Here is a 14,756-nt window from a genome sequence, read left to right as displayed (position 1 = left end):
GGCGATGCGCGCAATGGGAGCGACGCGCGGCGTTCAGTCGGCGCGAATCACCCGCGCATCGTCCGGGCTGGCATGCAGCGCAGCGACATCGGCCGCGCGCCGCGCCAGCACCGCACGCTGGTTGACGTAGCCCTTGTCGGTGATCTCGCCGGCATCGGCGCTCGGCGGCTCGGTCAGCAGCAGCACGCGTGCCGGGCATTGCGACGAACCGCCGCCCTCCGCGCGCAGCCGCTGCAGCGCCATGCGGAGGGCAGCGGCGACGGTCTCGGGCGAGGCGGAAGCGGCGGCCGGGCTCGGGAAGATCAAGGCGCCGAGCTCGTCGCCGCCGTGCCCGGTCAGCACGACGTCCTGCGCATACGGCGCGAAGGCGGAGACCAGCTTGATCCGCAAGGTGCCGACCGAGACCCAGGTGCCGCTGCCGAGCTTGAAGTCCTCGGCGACGCGGCCGTTGAACATCACGCCGCGTTCGGGCCGCTCGGGATCGGCGAGATAGCCGGCATCGCCGATGCAGTAGAAGCCCTCGTCGTCGAAGGCGGCGGCGGTGAGCTCGGGGGCATTGCGGTAGCCGGGGAAGACGGATACGCCGCGCACGCGGATCTCGAGCTTTTCGCCGTTCGGTACCAGCTTCAGGTCGATGCCCGGCAGCGGCGCGCCGATGTTGCCGGCGCCCTCGAGTTTCCAATGCGCGCTGGTGGCGGCCGGCGACGTTTCGGTCGAGCCCCACGACGTCGTCAGCCACAGCGGCTGCTCGCGTACTTTGGACGCTATCGCTTCGAGCCGCTGCCAGCTCGCCGGCGGCAGCGCGGCGCCGGCGTAGAAGATGAGCTGAAGGCGCGACATCGCGTCACGCGCCAGCTCATGATCGGCCTCGAAGGTCGGCAGCAGCATGTCCAGGCCGCGCGGCACGTTGAAGTGCAGCGTCGGCTTCACGTCGCGCAGGTTGCGCACGGTCTTTTCGATCAGCCCGGGCGCGGGCCGGCCTTCGTCGACGTACAGCGCGCCGCCGTGGCACAGCACGAGGTTGAAGTTGTGGTTGGCGCCGAAGGTGTGGCTCCACGGCAGCCAGTCCAGCAGCACGGGCTTGGTGTGCTGCAGGAAGCGCCAGACCTGGCTGATCATTTGCTGGTTGGCGCACAGCATGCGATGGGTGTTGATGACCACCTTGGGCTGTCCGGTCGAGCCGGAGGTCAGCAGGTATTTCGCATGGTCGTCGGGCTGGATCGCTGCGAAGGCTTTCATCACCGCCGGCGTTTCGGCCGTCTTCAGCAGTGCATTGAAGTCCACCGCGCCATTCACGTTCTCGGCGCCCCGGCTGTAGACCACCGGCGCATTCACATCGCAGGCCGCGATCGCCGCGCCATACACCGCCTGGTCGGCGGCGTAGATCAGCCCCGGCTGCAGCGCCTGCAGGATGCCGCGCAGCTTCGTGTGGTCTTTCGTCAAGCGCGAATACGCGCTCGACACCGTGCACACCGGCCGGCCGACGTGCATCCCCGCGAGCATCAGCAACGCATGGTCGACGGCGTTGTCCGACAGCACGACCACCGGCTGGCCCGGCGGCAGCTTCATGTCGAGCAGCGCTTGCGCGAGCGCACCGACATCGCGGCGCAGCTCGCGATAGCTCAGGCGCCGCCAGTCGCCTGATGCATCGCGCTCGGCCAGTGCCAGCGCGTCGGGCGTTTCATGCGCCCAGCGTTCGAGCCACTCGCCGATGCAGCGCGCGTAGTGCCCCAGCGGCTCGGGCGAGCGCAGCAGCAGGCTGCCGTCGGGGCGGCGGGTGCACAGCGTGCGCGGCGGCGCGAGTTGTTCGGGGTCGTCGAAGAAGTCGGCCATGGTGTCCTCGCGATCGAACCGGGGTTCACACGCCCAGGCAGCCGGCCAGGGCCGGATGATTGTTGACCTCGGCGGCCGTGCCTTGCAGCATGACACGCCCCTTCTGCAGCACCAAGGCACGATCGCAGCGCGCCAGCACCTTGCGGTAGTCGCGGTCGACGATCAGCGTGGCGATCCCGCTGGCGCGGATCTCGCCGATCACGCGCCAGATCTCGGCGACGATCAGCGGCGCCAGGCCTTCGGTCGCCTCGTCGAGGATCACCAGCGACGGGTGCGTCATCAGCGCGCGGCCGATCGACAGCATCTGCTGCTCGCCGCCGGAGAGCTGGCCGCCGAGGTGGTTCAGGCGTTCCTGCAGGCGCGGGAAGGTCGTCAACACCCGACCGAGCGTCCACGCGTCGCCCGGGTGCGTGCCACTGCTGGTGAAAGCGCGCGGTGCGCCGCCCTTGCCGGGTGCTCGCGCGGCCATCACCAGGTTCTCGCGCACCGTCAGGTTCGGGAAGATGCCGCGGCCTTCCGGCACATAGGCGATGCCCTGTCGCGCCACCTCGTGCGGCTTCGCATTCGACGCGTCATGCCCGAACAGCGTGATGCGCCCTTCGCGCTGCGTCACGTGGCCGAGCAGCGTGCGGATCAAGGTGCTCTTGCCCATGCCGTTGCGGCCGAGCAGGCCGAGCGTCTCGCCGCGGCCGATCTGCAGATCGATGCCGTGCAGCACGTGGCTGGAGCCGTACCAGGCATGCAGCCCGCGCGCGTCGATGATCGAGTCGGTCATGCTGGAACCTGTGAGTCAATGGCCGCCGAGGTAGGCCGCCTGCACCTGCGCGTCGGCGCGCACTGCCGCCGGCGTGTCGCTGCAGATCACCGCACCGTTGACCATCACGGTGATGCGGTCGGCGATGCGGAAGACCGCGTCCATGTCGTGTTCGACGAGCAGGATCGCGTGATGCGCCTTCAGCTCGTTGAGCAGCGCCAGCATGCGCTCCGTCTCCTCGGCGCCCATGCCGGCGAGCGGCTCGTCGAGCAGCAGCACCTCGGGGCCGGTGGCCAGGCACATCGCGATCTCGAGCTGGCGCTTCTGGCCGTGCGACAAGCTGCCGGCTTGGGCGGCGAGCAAGCCGTTCAGACCCGCGCGCTGCGCCGATGATTCGGCTGCCGCGCGCGTCTGATCGCAGCCGGTCGCCGGCTGCCACCAGGCCCAGGGCTTCTGGCGCCGCGCCTGCGCCGCGAGGCGGCAGTTCTCGAACACGCTGAAGGCCGGATAGATCGTATTGCGCTGGTAGCTGCGGCCGAGGCCGGCGCGGGCGCGCCTGGGCTGCGGCCAGCCGGTGATGTCGGCGCCGAGCAGCTCGACGCGGCCGCCCGAGGGCGGGATCTCTCCCGACAGCAGATTGATCAGCGTCGACTTGCCGGCGCCGTTGGTGCCGATCACCGCATGCACGCTGCCGCGTTCGAGCGCCAGCGAGACGCGGTCGACGGCAACGAGGCCGCCCCAGCGGCGCGTCAGGTCGTGGGCGCGCAGAAGGATGTCAGGCATCTTGGACCTCCGCACCGATGACATTCGGCGAAGCGTTGCGACCGACCAGCCGCGCCCGCCACTGCCCCGGCAAACCCACCAGGCCGCGCGGCAGCAGCGCGACGCTGGCGATGATCGTCAGCCCGAGGCCCAGGTGCCAGTGCTTCGCGAAGTTGCCGAAGATCGCCTCGGACTTGAAGAACTCCTGCAGCAGCGCGAACGCGAACGCGCCGATCAGCGCGCCGCGCAGATGCCCCAGGCCGCCCAGGATGATCATGATCAGCACCGCGCCGCTCAGGTGCCAGCCCATCAGCTCCGGGTTGACGAAGCCGTCCTTCACCGCGAACAGGAAGCCGGCCAGCCCGGCGATGCCGCCCGACAGCGTGAAGGCGGCGAGCTTGTACGGATAGGTCGAGAAGCCGGTGGCGCGCATGCGCTGCTCGTTGGCCTTGATGCCGGCAAGTGCGCGGCCGAAACGCGAACGGCCGACCAGCGCCAGCAGCACGAACACGGCGACCAGGCAGCCGAGCGTGAAGCCGTACATCACCAGCGGCCGGTCGAGGTCGATCAGCGCGCCGAGCGCCGGTTTGGCGCTCAGGTAGATGCCGTCCGTGCCGCCGCCCAGCGGCGTGTCGTGCACGACGTAGTACGCCATCTGCGCGAAGGCCAGCGTGACCATGATGAAGTAGGCGCCCTGCGTGCGCAGCGACAGCGCGCCAACGACCAGCGCGTACAGCCCCGCCGCGATCACTGCGGCCGGCAGCAGCCAGGCGATCGACGCGGGCTCGACGCCCGGCGCGAGCAGCGGCACCGCATAGGCGCCGATGCCGAAGAAGGCCGCCTGGCCGAAGCAGACCAGGCCGGTGGTGCCGACCAGCAATTCGAGGCTCAGCGCGAAGATCGCGTAGACCATGATCTTGCCGACCAGGTCGAGCCCGTAGGCGCCCGAGAAGGCCGGCCACGCGGCGAGCGCCGCGAACACGGCGCCGGTGAAGAGCAGCTTGCCCCGTTCTTCGATGTCCATCGTCTTCATGAGTTAGGCCGCCTTGAACAGTCCCTGCGGTTTCCACAGCAGGATCAGCGCCATCAGCACATAGACCAGCACGCCGGCGGCTTGCGGCAGGAAGACCTTGCCGAAGGTGTCGACGATGCCGATCAAGAGGGCTGCGAGCAGCGCGCCGCGGATCGAGCCGATGCCGCCGATCACGACGACGACGAAGCAGACGATCAGTACGCTGTTGCCCATGCCGGGATACACCGACGACACCGGCGCGGCCAGCATGCCGGCGAGCACGGCGATCGCGACGCCGGCGGCGAAGACGACGCGGTACAGGAACTGGATGTCGATGCCGAGCGACTGCACCATCTCGCGGTTCGTCGCGCCGGCGCGGATCATCATGCCCAGCCGCGTGCGGCCGAGCACCAGGTACATGCCGAGCGCGAGCACCAGGCACATCACCGAGACGAAGAGCCGGTAGACCGGGTAGCTCATCAGCTCGCCCAGCGGCACGCTGCCGGCCAGCAGCGGCGGCGGCTGCACGCCGTGCACGTCGTCACCGACGAGCAGGCTGCGCAGCTCCTCGAAGACGAGGATCAGGCCGTAGGTCATCAGCACCTGCTGCAGGTGCTCACGCTGGTACAGGTAACTGAAGAACGCCCACTCGAGCACGTAACCCAGCAGCACCGACAGCACCAGCCCGGCGGCCAGCGTCGCGAAGAAGCCGCCGCCGAAGGTCGAGCCGACGATCGGCGCCAGCGCGTACGCCATGTACGCGCCGATCATGTAGAAGCTGCCGTGCGCCAGGTTGATCACGCCCATGATGCCGAATATGAGCGTCAGTCCCGAGGCGACCAGGAACAGCAGCAGGCCGTACTGCAGTGCATTGAGGCACTGGATCAGGAAGGTGGCGAGGTCCATCGGGCAAAGCTTTCCCACGGCGGCCGGCGCGGGGCGCGGCCGTCAGTTCGAGAGTGACGCGTGCGGCTTGAGCGGGGGTGGGCTACATCCTGCAGCCACGACCCGGGTCGGCGAGCGCCTTGCTCGCGACGCCGATCGACTTGTTCTCCTTGCCGCTGACCTGGCGCAGGTAGATGTCCTGCACCGGGTTGTGCGCCTTCGACAAGGTGAACGGGCCGCGCGGGCTGTCGATCTTGGCCTTGCGCAGCGCGTCGGCGAAGCCGTCCTTCTTCGTCGCGTCACCCTTCACGGCTGCCAGGCCGATGCCCAGCATCTGCGCCGCGTCGTAGCCCTGCACCGCATAGACGTCGGGCTGCAGCTTGTAGGCCTTGGCATACGACAGGCGGAAGGCGTTGTCGCGCGGCAGCCCGAGGCTGTCGGCATAGTGCAGCGTGGTCAGCAGGTCGGCCGCGTCGGCGCCCTGCGCTTCGAGGGTGCCGTCGGTCAGGAAGCCGGCGCCATACAGCGGGATCTTGCCCTTCAGCCCCGCGGCCGCGTAGTCCTTGACGAACTTGACCGCGCCGCCGCCGGCGAAGAAGGTGTAGACGGCATCGGGTTTCGCCGCGGCGATCTCGGTCAGCAGCGCCTGGAACTCGACGTTCGGGAACGGCAGGCTCAGCTCCTTGGTCACCTTGCCGCCGCCCTTCTCGAGCGCTTCCTTGAAGCCCTTGACCGATTCATCGCCGGCGGCGTATTTCCAGGTGATCGTGACGACGTTCTTGTGGCCCTTCTTGGCCACCACTTCACCCATCGCATACCCCGGCTGCCAGTTGGAGAACGAGCTGCGGAAGATGTTCGGCGCGCACATCGGGCCGGTCACCGCATCGGCGCCGGCGTTGGGCACGATCAGCAGCGTGCCGGTCTCCTTGGCCGCCTTGGCCATCGCCATCGCGACGCCGGAGTGCACCGTGCCGACGAGCACGTCGACCTGGTCGCGCTTGATCAGTTTGTTGACGTTGTCGGTGGCCTTCGACGGATCGGACTCGTCGTCGACCTTGAAGACCTCGATCTCGCGCCCGCCGAGCTTGCCGCCCTGCTCGGCGACATAGAGGCGGAAGCCGTTCTCGATCGCTGTGCCGAGCGCGGCGAAGGTGCCGGTGTAGGGCAGCATCAGGCCGACCTTCAGCTTCGGTGCGGCGGGCTGCGCCGACGCTGGGCCGGCAGACATCGCAAGGGCGGCGGCGATCGACGCCGTCAGGGTCAGGACACGCAATTTCATCGAGGTCTCCATCTCGGTACCAAGCGCCGAATGCTTTAACTCTAAAGTAATTTTGCGAAGCTGCCAACTGCCGCGATGAGCGCCTCGGGTTGGTCCCGATGCGGCGAGTGGCCGCAGTCGGCCAGCTCCAGCAGGCGCGTCTGCGGCACGCGGCGGGCGATGCCGCGGATCTGTTCCAGCGTGCCGTACTGGTCGTCCAGCCCCTGCACCGCGAGCACGGGGCACTCGATCGCGCCGATCTCGCCTTCGATCGACCATTCGCGGAACGGCGGGTGCAGCCAGATGCGGTTCCAGCCCCAGAACGCCGAGTCGGGATCGTCGTGATGGCGCGCCAGCTTGTCGCGCAGATCGGTGTCGAGGTAGGCCTGGCGCGTGGCCTCGATGCTGCGCAGGCCCATGTCCTCGACCAGGATGTGCGGCGCCAGCACCACCAGCCCGGCGGTCTGGCGGTGGAAGCGCGCCGCGTACAGCAGCGCGATCGAGCCCCCGTCGCTGTGGCCGAAGAGCCAGGGCGGCGTCTGATCGGCAACGATGCCGAGCGCGCGAAGCAGCGCCGGCAGCACCTCGTGCGCCTGGCGGTGCATGAAGTCGAGCTGCCAGGCTTCCTCGGCGTCGCGCGGTGTCGAGCGGCCGTAGCCGGGGCGCGAATACACCAGCCCGCGCCAGCCGAGCGCGTCGACCAGCTGCTGCGGAAAGTCCTTCCACATCGACAGCGAACCGAGGCCTTCGTGCAGGAAGACCATCAGTGGCTTCTCACGCCGTTCCGGCGCCAGCCAGCGGTGCTCGATGCGCACCGGTCGGCCGGCCCAGTCGATGTCGACGAACCCCACCGTCACGATGCCGAGTCTCCCGCTGCCGCGGCCGCTTCACGTTCACGCAGCCGGAAACGCTGGATCTTGCCGGTGGCGGTCTTCGGCAGCTCGGCGATGAACTCGATCGAGCGCGGGTACTTGTAGGCCGCCAGCCGCTCCTTGACGAAGGCCTGCAGCGCGGCCATGTCGACCGACGCGCCGGGCTTCAGCACGACGAAGGCCTTGGTCTTGATCAGCCCCTCGCCATCGGGCGCGCCGATCACCGCGGCTTCGAGCACCGCGGGGTGCTGCATCAGCGTCGACTCGACCTCGAAGGGCGAGACGTAGATGCCGCTGACCTTCAGCATGTCGTCGCTGCGGCCGGCATAGGTGTAGCTGCCGTCGGCGTTGCGCAGGTACTTGTCGCCGCTCTTGGTCCAGCCGCCCAAGAAGGTGTCGCGCGACTTCTCGCGGTTGCCCCAGTACATCAGCGCCGCGCTCGGGCCGCGGATGTAGAGGTCGCCGGTGTCGATGGAGCCGTCGTCGTTCGGCGTCAGCGGCCGGCCATCGTCGCCGCGCAGCTCGATCTCGTAACCCGGCACCGGAACACCGGTGGTGCCGTAGCGCACCTCGCCGGGGCGGTTCGACAGGAAGATGTGCAGCATCTCGGTCGAGCCGATGCCGTCGATGATTTCGCAGCCAAAGTGAGCGGTGAAGCGCTGGCCCAGCTCGGCCGGCAGCGCTTCACCGGCCGATGAACCGAGCCGCAGCGCAACCTGCCCGCGTGAGGGCAGGTTCGGCGACGCCAGCATGCCGGCATAACCGGTCGGCGCACCGAAGAACACGGTCGGTTTCGGCTCGGCGGTCCAGCGCTTGAAGACGGCGTCGGGCGTCGGCCGCTCGGCCATCAACACGGTCGTTGCGCCGACGCTCAGCGGAAACGTCAGCGCATTGCCCAACCCATAGGCGAAGAAGAGTTTCGCGGCCGAGAAGCACAGATCGTCTTCGCGCAGGCCGAGCAGCGCGCGGCCGTAGAGCTCGGCCGTCCAGTACGGATTGGCGTGCGTGTGCACGGTGCCCTTGGGCTGGCCGGTCGAGCCGGACGAATAGAGCCAGAAGGCGGGGTCGTCGGCCAGCGTGTCGGCCGGGGCGGTGAGTGGCGCGTGGGCTTCGAGCAGCGCGTCGAAGTCCTGTGCGCCGTCAGGCAATGCGGCGCTGGGGCGCGAGACGAGGACGGTCTTCACTTCGTGGCCACCGGGCGCCGCATCGAGGGCGGCCTGCAGCGTCGGCAACAGGGCGGCCGAGACGATGGCGGCCTGCGCGCGGCTGTGCTGCAGCATGTAGGCGTAGTCGGCGACGGTCAGCAGGGTATTGACTGCGACCGGCTCGATGCCGGCATACAGCGCACCCAGGAAGCTGACCGGCCAGTGGTTGTTGTCGTGCATGAGCAGCAGCACACGCTCTTCGCGGCGCAGGCCGATGGCGCGCAGCGCGGCGGCACAGCGGCGAATGCGCTCCGCGAGCTCGCCATAGCTCAAGCGGCCGTGGTCGTCGATGTAGGCCGTCTTCGTGGGCCGCTCGGCATTGCGCGCGATCAGGTGCTGCGCGAAGTTGAAGTGCTGCGGCGGTGGCGTCACGTCGGGCATCGTGCTCATCGTCGGCTCCTGGTTCACAGGCCGGCCAGCACGGCGGTGCTGGCCTGTACCGCCGCGCGGCGGTGGTAGAAGTTCAGCGCGCGCACGCCCCCCAGCTCCTCGCCGCCGCCGGCGCGGCCCGGGCCGCCGTGCAGCGATTGCGGCATCACGTTGCCGTGGCCGGTGTGCAGCGCGGCGACCTCGGGCGAGATCACGTGCACGCGGCCGTGGCTGTCGGCGAGCTCGGTGGCGGCTGCCGCCAGCGCGGTTGCATCGCTGCCGTAGAGCGATGCGACCAGCGAACCTTGGCCGCGCCGGATCAGCGTTAGCGCATGTGCGGTGTCGCGGTAGGGCAGCAGCGTGGCGACCGGGCCGAAGACCTCGGTGTCGTGCACGATGGCCGCGGCGTCGGCATCACGCGCACCGAGCAAGGTCGGACCGACGCAGCAGGCGACTCCCGGATCGGCGTCGACTGGCGCATGGCTCGCGCCGTCGTGCAAAGTCTGCGTGTGCTGCTGCAGCGCGGCCAGGCCTTCACGCACCGCAGCCAGCTGCGCGCGGCTGACCAACGCGCCCATGCGCACCGTCTCGTTGCGCGGATTGCCGACGCTGGTCTTCGCGAGCTTCGCGCCGATCGCCTGCGCTGCCGCGTCGTAGAGCGCTTCGGGCACGAGGATGCGCCGGATCGCGGTGCACTTCTGGCCCGACTTGACGGTCATCTCGCGCACCACTTCCTTGACCAGCAGGCCGAAGGCCTCGCCGTCGGGCGCTTCGCCCGGCAGCAGCAGGGCAGAGTTGATGCTGTCGGCCTCGATGTTCACGCGCACCGAATCGTGGGTCACTGCGCGGTGGGCGCGGATCGATGCCGCGGTGGCGGCCGAGCCGGTGAAGCTCAGCACGTCGAAGGGCTGCAGCGCATCGAGCAGCCCGGCCGGGCTGCCGCAGACCACCGACAGCGCCCCCGCCGGCAGCACGCCGGCGTCGACGACATCCTGCACCATGCGCTGTGTCAGCCAGGCGGTGGCGGTGGCCGGCTTCACCACCACCGGCACGCCGGACAGCAGCGCCGGCGCGGCCTTCTCCCACAGGCCCCAGGACGGGAAGTTGAAGGCGTTGATGAAGAGCGCTAGCCCGCGGATCGGCACCTGCAGGTGCTGCGACTGGAACAGCGGATCCTTCGCCAGCCGCGCGGGCTCGCCGTCGAGCAGCGTGCGGCGGTCGCCGAGCGCCTCGCCCCATTTCGCGTACTGGCCGAGCGTGTAGAACGCGCCGTCGATGTCGATCGCCGAGTCGTTCTTCACCGTCCCGCTGTTGGCGGTGGCGATCTCGTAGTAGGCATCGCGGTGCTGCTGCAGCACCTTCAGCACGGCCGCCAGCAGGCCAGCGCGTTCGCGGTAGGTCAATGCGCGTAGTGCTGCGCCGCCTTGCTCCCGCGCGAAGCGAAAGCCGTCGGCCAGGTCGAGGCCGGTCGCATCGACGCGGGCCAGCTCGGTGCCGAGCACCGGGTCGAACAGCAGCGTGCCGTTACCGCGGCCGGCGACTGTTCGCCCGCCCATGACATTGCTCAACAGGGGAGTCGTCATCGTCGTGTTCCGGTTGCAGTTCGAGGCTTGATGAATTATTGTGCTTGCTATGCACGATAGGTCGACGGAGGATGCGTGTCAAGCACTATAGTTCACGAGAACGGGTTAACCCCGAGCCCGGCCGGCAGTGAATTGGCCCCGGAGAACGGCGACAAGAATCCGTTCCTCGTCGCGCTGGGCGAACGCGTGCGTGCGCTGCGCGCGCGACGCGGCATGACGCGCAAGGCGCTGGCGGCAGCGGCCGACGTCTCGGAGCGCCACCTCGCCAACCTCGAATACGGCATCGGCAATGCCTCGATCCTGGTGCTGCTGCAGGTGGCGCAGGCGCTGCAGTGCAGCCTGGCCGAGTTGCTCGGCGACGTGACGACCGGCTCGCCCGAGTGGCTGCTGATCCGCGAGCTGCTCGAGCAGCGCGACGAGGCGACCTTGCGCCGCGTGCGCATGGCGATCGGCGAGCTGCTGGGCACCGGCGGCGGTGCCGCGCCGGCGGTGCGCCATTCGCGCATCGCTTTGGTCGGCCTGCGCGGCGCGGGCAAGTCGACGCTCGGCGCGCTGCTCGCCGACGACCTCGAATTCCCCTTCGTCGAGCTGAGCCGCGAGATCGAGAAGTTCGCCGGCTGCAGCATCTCGGAGATCCAGGCGCTGTACGGCACCAACGCCTACCGCCGCTACGAGCGGCGCGCGCTGGAGGAGGCGATCCAGATCTATCCGGAAGCGGTGATCGCCACCCCCGGCGGCCTGGTGTCGGACGCCGCCACCTTCAACCTGCTGCTCGCGCATTGCACGACGGTGTGGCTGAAGGCCGACCCGGAAGACCACATGCAGCGCGTGATCGCCCAGGGTGACATGCGGCCGATGGCCGCCAGCCCGGAAGCGATGGACGACCTGCGCCGCATCCTCGCCGGCCGCGCCGCCTTCTATTCGAAGGCCGACCTGCAGCTCGACACCAGCACGCAGCCGTTGGCGCCGACCTTCGAGGCGCTGCGCACGATCGTGCGTGAGAGGCTGCACCGCCCTGCATGAGCGCCGAATGCAGAAAAATGCACTTCAGTGCTTGACGATTCGCATGACGGTGCACTATGCTGCCTATCAATCCCTCCTGGAGCGCTGAACGATGACCACCCCCGCCCCGGTCGACTACCGCACCGAACCCTCCCGCTACCGGCACTGGAAGCTGCGCTTCGAAGGCCCGGTGGCGACACTCGCTGCCGACATCGACGAGAACGCCGGCCTGCGTCCCGGCTACAAGCTCAAGCTCAACAGCTACGACCTGGGCGTCGACATCGAGCTCAACGATGCGCTGAACCGCATCCGCTTCGAGCACCCCGAAGTGCGCTGCGTCGTCGTCACCAGCGCGCGCGACAAGGTGTTCTGCTCCGGCGCCAACATCTTCATGCTCGGCGTCTCCAGCCATGCCTGGAAGGTGAACTTCTGCAAGTTCACGAACGAGACGCGCAATGGCATCGAGGACTCGTCGGCGCATTCGGGGCTCAAATTCATTGCCGCGGTCAACGGCGCCTGCGCCGGCGGCGGCTACGAGCTGGCGCTGGCCTGCGACGAGATCATCCTGGTCGACGACCGCTCTTCCGCCGTCAGCCTGCCCGAGGTGCCGCTGCTCGGCGTGCTGCCCGGCACCGGCGGCCTGACGCGGGTGACCGACAAGCGCCGCGTGCGCCACGACCTGGCCGACGTCTTCTGCACGACGACCGAAGGCGTGCGCGGCCAGCGTGCGAAGGACTGGCGGCTGGTCGATGAGATCGCCAAGCCGCAGGTCTTCGCGCAGAAGGTGCAGGAGCGCGCATTGCAGTTGGCGGCGCGCAGCGACCGGCCCGCCGATGCCCCCGGCATCACCTTGACGCCGATCGAGCGCCGCGACGACGCCGATGCGCTGCACTACGCCCACGTCAGCGTCGAGATCGACCGCGCGAAGCGCACCGCGAGCTGGACCGTGCGCGGCCCGGGCGGCGCGCAGCCGACCGACGTCGGGACCATCGTCGCCGCCGGCGCCGCCTGGTATCCGCTGCAGCTGGCGCGCGAGCTCGACGACGCGATCCTCGTGATGCGCACCAACGAGCCCGAGATCGGCACCTGGCTGATCAAGACCGCCGGCGACACGGCGGCAGTGCTGGCGCTCGACGAGACGCTGGCACGGCACGCGGCGCATTGGTTCGTGCGCGAGACGATCGGCGCGCTGCGGCGCACCTTCAGCCGCTTCGACGTCTCGTCGCGCAGCCTGTTCGCGCTGGTCGAGCCGGGCTCCTGCTTCGCCGGCACGCTGCTAGAGCTGGCCCTGGCCTGCGACCGCATCTACCACCTGGCGCTGCCCGACGACGAAGCGCGCGCGCCGAAGATCACCCCAGGCGACCTGAACTTCGGCCGCTATCCGATGGCCACCGGCCAGAGCCGCCTCGCGCGCCGCTTCTACGACGAGGCGCCGGCGCTCGACGCGGTTCGCGCGCGCATCGGCAGCCCGCTCGACGCCGACGCGGCCTTCGCGCTGGGCCTGGCGACTGCCGCGCCCGACGACATCGACTGGGCCGACGAAGTGCGCATCGCGATCGAGGAGCGCGCGGCGATGTCGCCCGACGCGCTGACCGGCATGGAAGCCAACCTGCGCTTCAACGGCGTCGAGACGATGGCCACGCGGGTCTTCGGCCGCCTCACCGCCTGGCAGAACTGGATCTTCCAGCGGCCGAATGCGGTGGGTGAGCACGGTGCGCTGAAGGTCTACGGTTCCGGCCAGAAAGCCGGCTTCGATTGGAACAGGGTCTAGCGGGTAAAACACATGTCCACGATCGATTACGGCGAGAAGATCCCCAACAACGTCAACCTGGCCGAGGACCGCACGCTCAAGCGCGCGCTCGAGCAATGGCAGCCCAACTTCATCAACTGGTGGGACGACGTCGGCCCCGAGGGCTCGACCGACCACGAGGTCTACCTGCGCACGGCGGTCAGCGTCGATCCGCAGGGCTGGGCGCAGTTCGGCCACGTGAAGATGCGCGACTACCGCTGGGGCATCTTCCTGAATCCGGGTGATGCGAACCGCGAGATCCATTTCGGCGACCACAAGGGCGAGAAGGCCTGGGACCAGGTGCCCGGCGAGCACCGCGCGAACCTGCGCCGCATCATCGTCACGCAGGGTGACACCGAGCCGGCCTCGGTCGAGCAGCAGCGCCACCTGGGGCTGACCGCGCCGTCGATGTACGACCTGCGCAACCTGTTCCAGATCAACGTCGAGGAAGGCCGCCACCTGTGGGCGATGGTCTACCTGCTGCACCGCTACTTCGGCCGCGACGGCCGCGAGGAAGCCGAGGCGCTGCTCGAGCGCCGCTCGGGCGACGAGAACAACCCGCGCATCCTCGGCGCCTTCAACGAGAAGACGCCGGATTGGCTGGCCTTCTTCATGTTCACCTACTTCACCGACCGCGACGGCAAGTTCCAGCTCTCGGCGCTGGCCGAAAGCGCCTTCGACCCGCTGGCGCGCACGACGAAGTTCATGCTGACCGAAGAAGCGCACCACATGTTCGTCGGCGAGAGCGGCGTCTCGCGGGTGATCCAGCGCACGGCGCAGGTGATGAACGAGTTGAAGACCGACGACCCGGGCCGGGTGCGCGCGGCCGGTGCGATCGACCTGCCGACGATCCAGCGCTACCTCAATTTCCACTACAGCGTCACGATCGACCTGTTCGGCGCCGACCAGTCGAGCAATGCGGCGATCTTCTATTCGTCGGGGCTGAAGGGCCGCTACGAGGAAGGCAAGCGCGCCGACGACCATGTGCTCAAGGGCCAGACCTACAAGGTGCTCGAGGTGCAGAACGGCGCCTTGGTCGAGAAGGACGTGCCGATGCTCAATGCGCTGAACGAGGTGCTGCGCGACGACTTCATCAAGGACTCCGTGGCGGGCGTCGGCCGCTGGAACAAGGTGCTCGAGAAAGCCGGCCTGCCGCAGCGCCTGCAGGTGCCGCACAAGGCCTTCCATCGCAACATCGGCGCGCTGGCCGGCATCAAGATGGCGCCCGAGGGCCGCGTCGTCAGCGACACCGAATGGCAGGCGCGCCAGGGCGAATGGCTGCCGAGCGACGAGGACCGCGCCTTCGTCGCCTCGCTGATGGGCCGCGTCGTCGAGCCCGGCAAGTTCGCGCACTGGATCGCGCCGCCGGTGATGGGCATCAACCGCCAGCCGGTCGATTTCGAGTACGTGCGCTTCGGCTGAAAGAACCATC

At 68.9% G+C, this 14,756-nt stretch carries 12 protein-coding genes; 3 read left to right on the top strand and 9 right to left on the bottom strand.

The genetic code is table 11. The features are described from left to right. Nucleotides 1-33: 33 nt before the first annotated feature. From HLB44_RS01505 to HLB44_RS01465, 9 genes are all read right to left on the bottom strand, one after another. Nucleotides 34-1,833, bottom strand: a complete 1,800-nt coding sequence (locus HLB44_RS01505; RefSeq protein ID WP_173119885.1) for a feruloyl-CoA synthase — start codon at nt 1,831-1,833, stop codon at nt 34-36. Between the two features lie 25 nt (nt 1,834-1,858). Further along, complete coding sequence (locus HLB44_RS01500) at nt 1,859-2,608, bottom strand: ABC transporter ATP-binding protein (protein WP_173119883.1); 750 nt, start codon at nt 2,606-2,608, stop codon at nt 1,859-1,861. Nucleotides 2,609-2,623: 15 nt separating this feature from the next. After that, complete coding sequence (locus tag HLB44_RS01495; RefSeq protein ID WP_173119881.1) at nt 2,624-3,370, bottom strand: ABC transporter ATP-binding protein; 747 nt, start codon at nt 3,368-3,370, stop codon at nt 2,624-2,626. Continuing rightward, entirely contained in the window at nt 3,363-4,382 is a 1,020-nt protein-coding gene (locus HLB44_RS01490) for a branched-chain amino acid ABC transporter permease (RefSeq protein WP_425500756.1), read from the bottom strand. Before HLB44_RS01490 ends, HLB44_RS01495 begins: the two co-directional genes overlap by 8 nt. Before the next feature lie 3 nt (nt 4,383-4,385). Further along, nucleotides 4,386-5,267, bottom strand: a complete 882-nt coding sequence (locus tag HLB44_RS01485) for a branched-chain amino acid ABC transporter permease (protein WP_173119879.1) — start codon at nt 5,265-5,267, stop codon at nt 4,386-4,388. 82 nt (nt 5,268-5,349) lie between these two features. Further along, on the bottom strand, nt 5,350-6,525 hold the full coding sequence (locus tag HLB44_RS01480) for an ABC transporter substrate-binding protein (protein WP_173119877.1): 1,176 nt from the start codon (nt 6,523-6,525) through the stop codon (nt 5,350-5,352). Between the two features lie 41 nt (nt 6,526-6,566). After that, nucleotides 6,567-7,361, bottom strand: coding sequence for an alpha/beta fold hydrolase (locus tag HLB44_RS01475; RefSeq protein ID WP_343051196.1), 795 nt, complete (start codon nt 7,359-7,361; stop codon nt 6,567-6,569). Beyond that, nucleotides 7,358-8,971, bottom strand: a complete 1,614-nt coding sequence (locus HLB44_RS01470; RefSeq protein WP_173119875.1) for a benzoate-CoA ligase family protein — start codon at nt 8,969-8,971, stop codon at nt 7,358-7,360. The genes HLB44_RS01475 and HLB44_RS01470 overlap by 4 nt, the downstream gene beginning before the upstream one ends. Before the next feature lie 14 nt (nt 8,972-8,985). Beyond that, the gene (locus tag HLB44_RS01465; RefSeq protein ID WP_173119873.1) at nt 8,986-10,533 is read right to left on the bottom strand and encodes a 3,4-dehydroadipyl-CoA semialdehyde dehydrogenase; all 1,548 of its coding nucleotides are present in this window, start codon (nt 10,531-10,533) and stop codon (nt 8,986-8,988) included. A gap of 75 nt (nt 10,534-10,608) precedes the next feature. Between HLB44_RS01465 and HLB44_RS01460 the strand changes: the two genes are divergently transcribed. From HLB44_RS01460 to boxB, 3 genes are all read left to right on the top strand, one after another. Next, nucleotides 10,609-11,556, top strand: coding sequence for a shikimate kinase (locus HLB44_RS01460; RefSeq protein WP_173119871.1), 948 nt, complete (start codon nt 10,609-10,611; stop codon nt 11,554-11,556). A 91-nt stretch (nt 11,557-11,647) separates the two neighbouring features. Next, entirely contained in the window at nt 11,648-13,306 is a 1,659-nt protein-coding gene (gene boxC / locus HLB44_RS01455) for a 2,3-epoxybenzoyl-CoA dihydrolase (RefSeq protein ID WP_173119869.1), read from the top strand. A gap of 12 nt (nt 13,307-13,318) precedes the next feature. Then, nucleotides 13,319-14,746: a benzoyl-CoA 2,3-epoxidase subunit BoxB gene (gene boxB, locus HLB44_RS01450; protein ID WP_173119867.1), complete on the top strand. Its 1,428-nt coding sequence runs from the start codon at nt 13,319-13,321 to the stop codon at nt 14,744-14,746. Nucleotides 14,747-14,756: the final 10 nt, after the last annotated feature.

Origin of the sequence: Pseudaquabacterium terrae (genome assembly GCF_013266755.1) — a bacterium.
Lineage (GTDB): Bacteria > Pseudomonadota > Gammaproteobacteria > Burkholderiales > Burkholderiaceae_C > Pseudaquabacterium > Pseudaquabacterium terrae.
The sequence above is the reverse complement of the archived record's forward strand: the minus strand, read 5'-3'. Positions and strand labels throughout refer to the sequence as shown.

What these genes read in the sequence shown, in the direction of transcription:
- HLB44_RS01505 (WP_173119885.1), bottom strand. Translation starts at nt 1,833, where the DNA reads ATGGCCGACTTCTTCGACGACCCCGAACAACTCGCGCCGCCGCGCACG.
- HLB44_RS01500 (WP_173119883.1), bottom strand. Translation starts at nt 2,608, where the DNA reads ATGACCGACTCGATCATCGACGCGCGCGGGCTGCATGCCTGGTACGGC.
- HLB44_RS01495 (WP_173119881.1), bottom strand. Translation starts at nt 3,370, where the DNA reads ATGCCTGACATCCTTCTGCGCGCCCACGACCTGACGCGCCGCTGGGGC.
- HLB44_RS01490 (WP_425500756.1), bottom strand. Translation starts at nt 4,382, where the DNA reads ATGAAGACGATGGACATCGAAGAACGGGGCAAGCTGCTCTTCACCGGC.
- HLB44_RS01485 (WP_173119879.1), bottom strand. Translation starts at nt 5,267, where the DNA reads ATGGACCTCGCCACCTTCCTGATCCAGTGCCTCAATGCACTGCAGTAC.
- HLB44_RS01480 (WP_173119877.1), bottom strand. Translation starts at nt 6,525, where the DNA reads ATGAAATTGCGTGTCCTGACCCTGACGGCGTCGATCGCCGCCGCCCTT.
- HLB44_RS01470 (WP_173119875.1), bottom strand. Translation starts at nt 8,971, where the DNA reads ATGAGCACGATGCCCGACGTGACGCCACCGCCGCAGCACTTCAACTTC.
- HLB44_RS01465 (WP_173119873.1), bottom strand. Translation starts at nt 10,533, where the DNA reads ATGACGACTCCCCTGTTGAGCAATGTCATGGGCGGGCGAACAGTCGCC.
- boxC (WP_173119869.1), top strand. Translation starts at nt 11,648, where the DNA reads ATGACCACCCCCGCCCCGGTCGACTACCGCACCGAACCCTCCCGCTAC.
- boxB (WP_173119867.1), top strand. Translation starts at nt 13,319, where the DNA reads ATGTCCACGATCGATTACGGCGAGAAGATCCCCAACAACGTCAACCTG.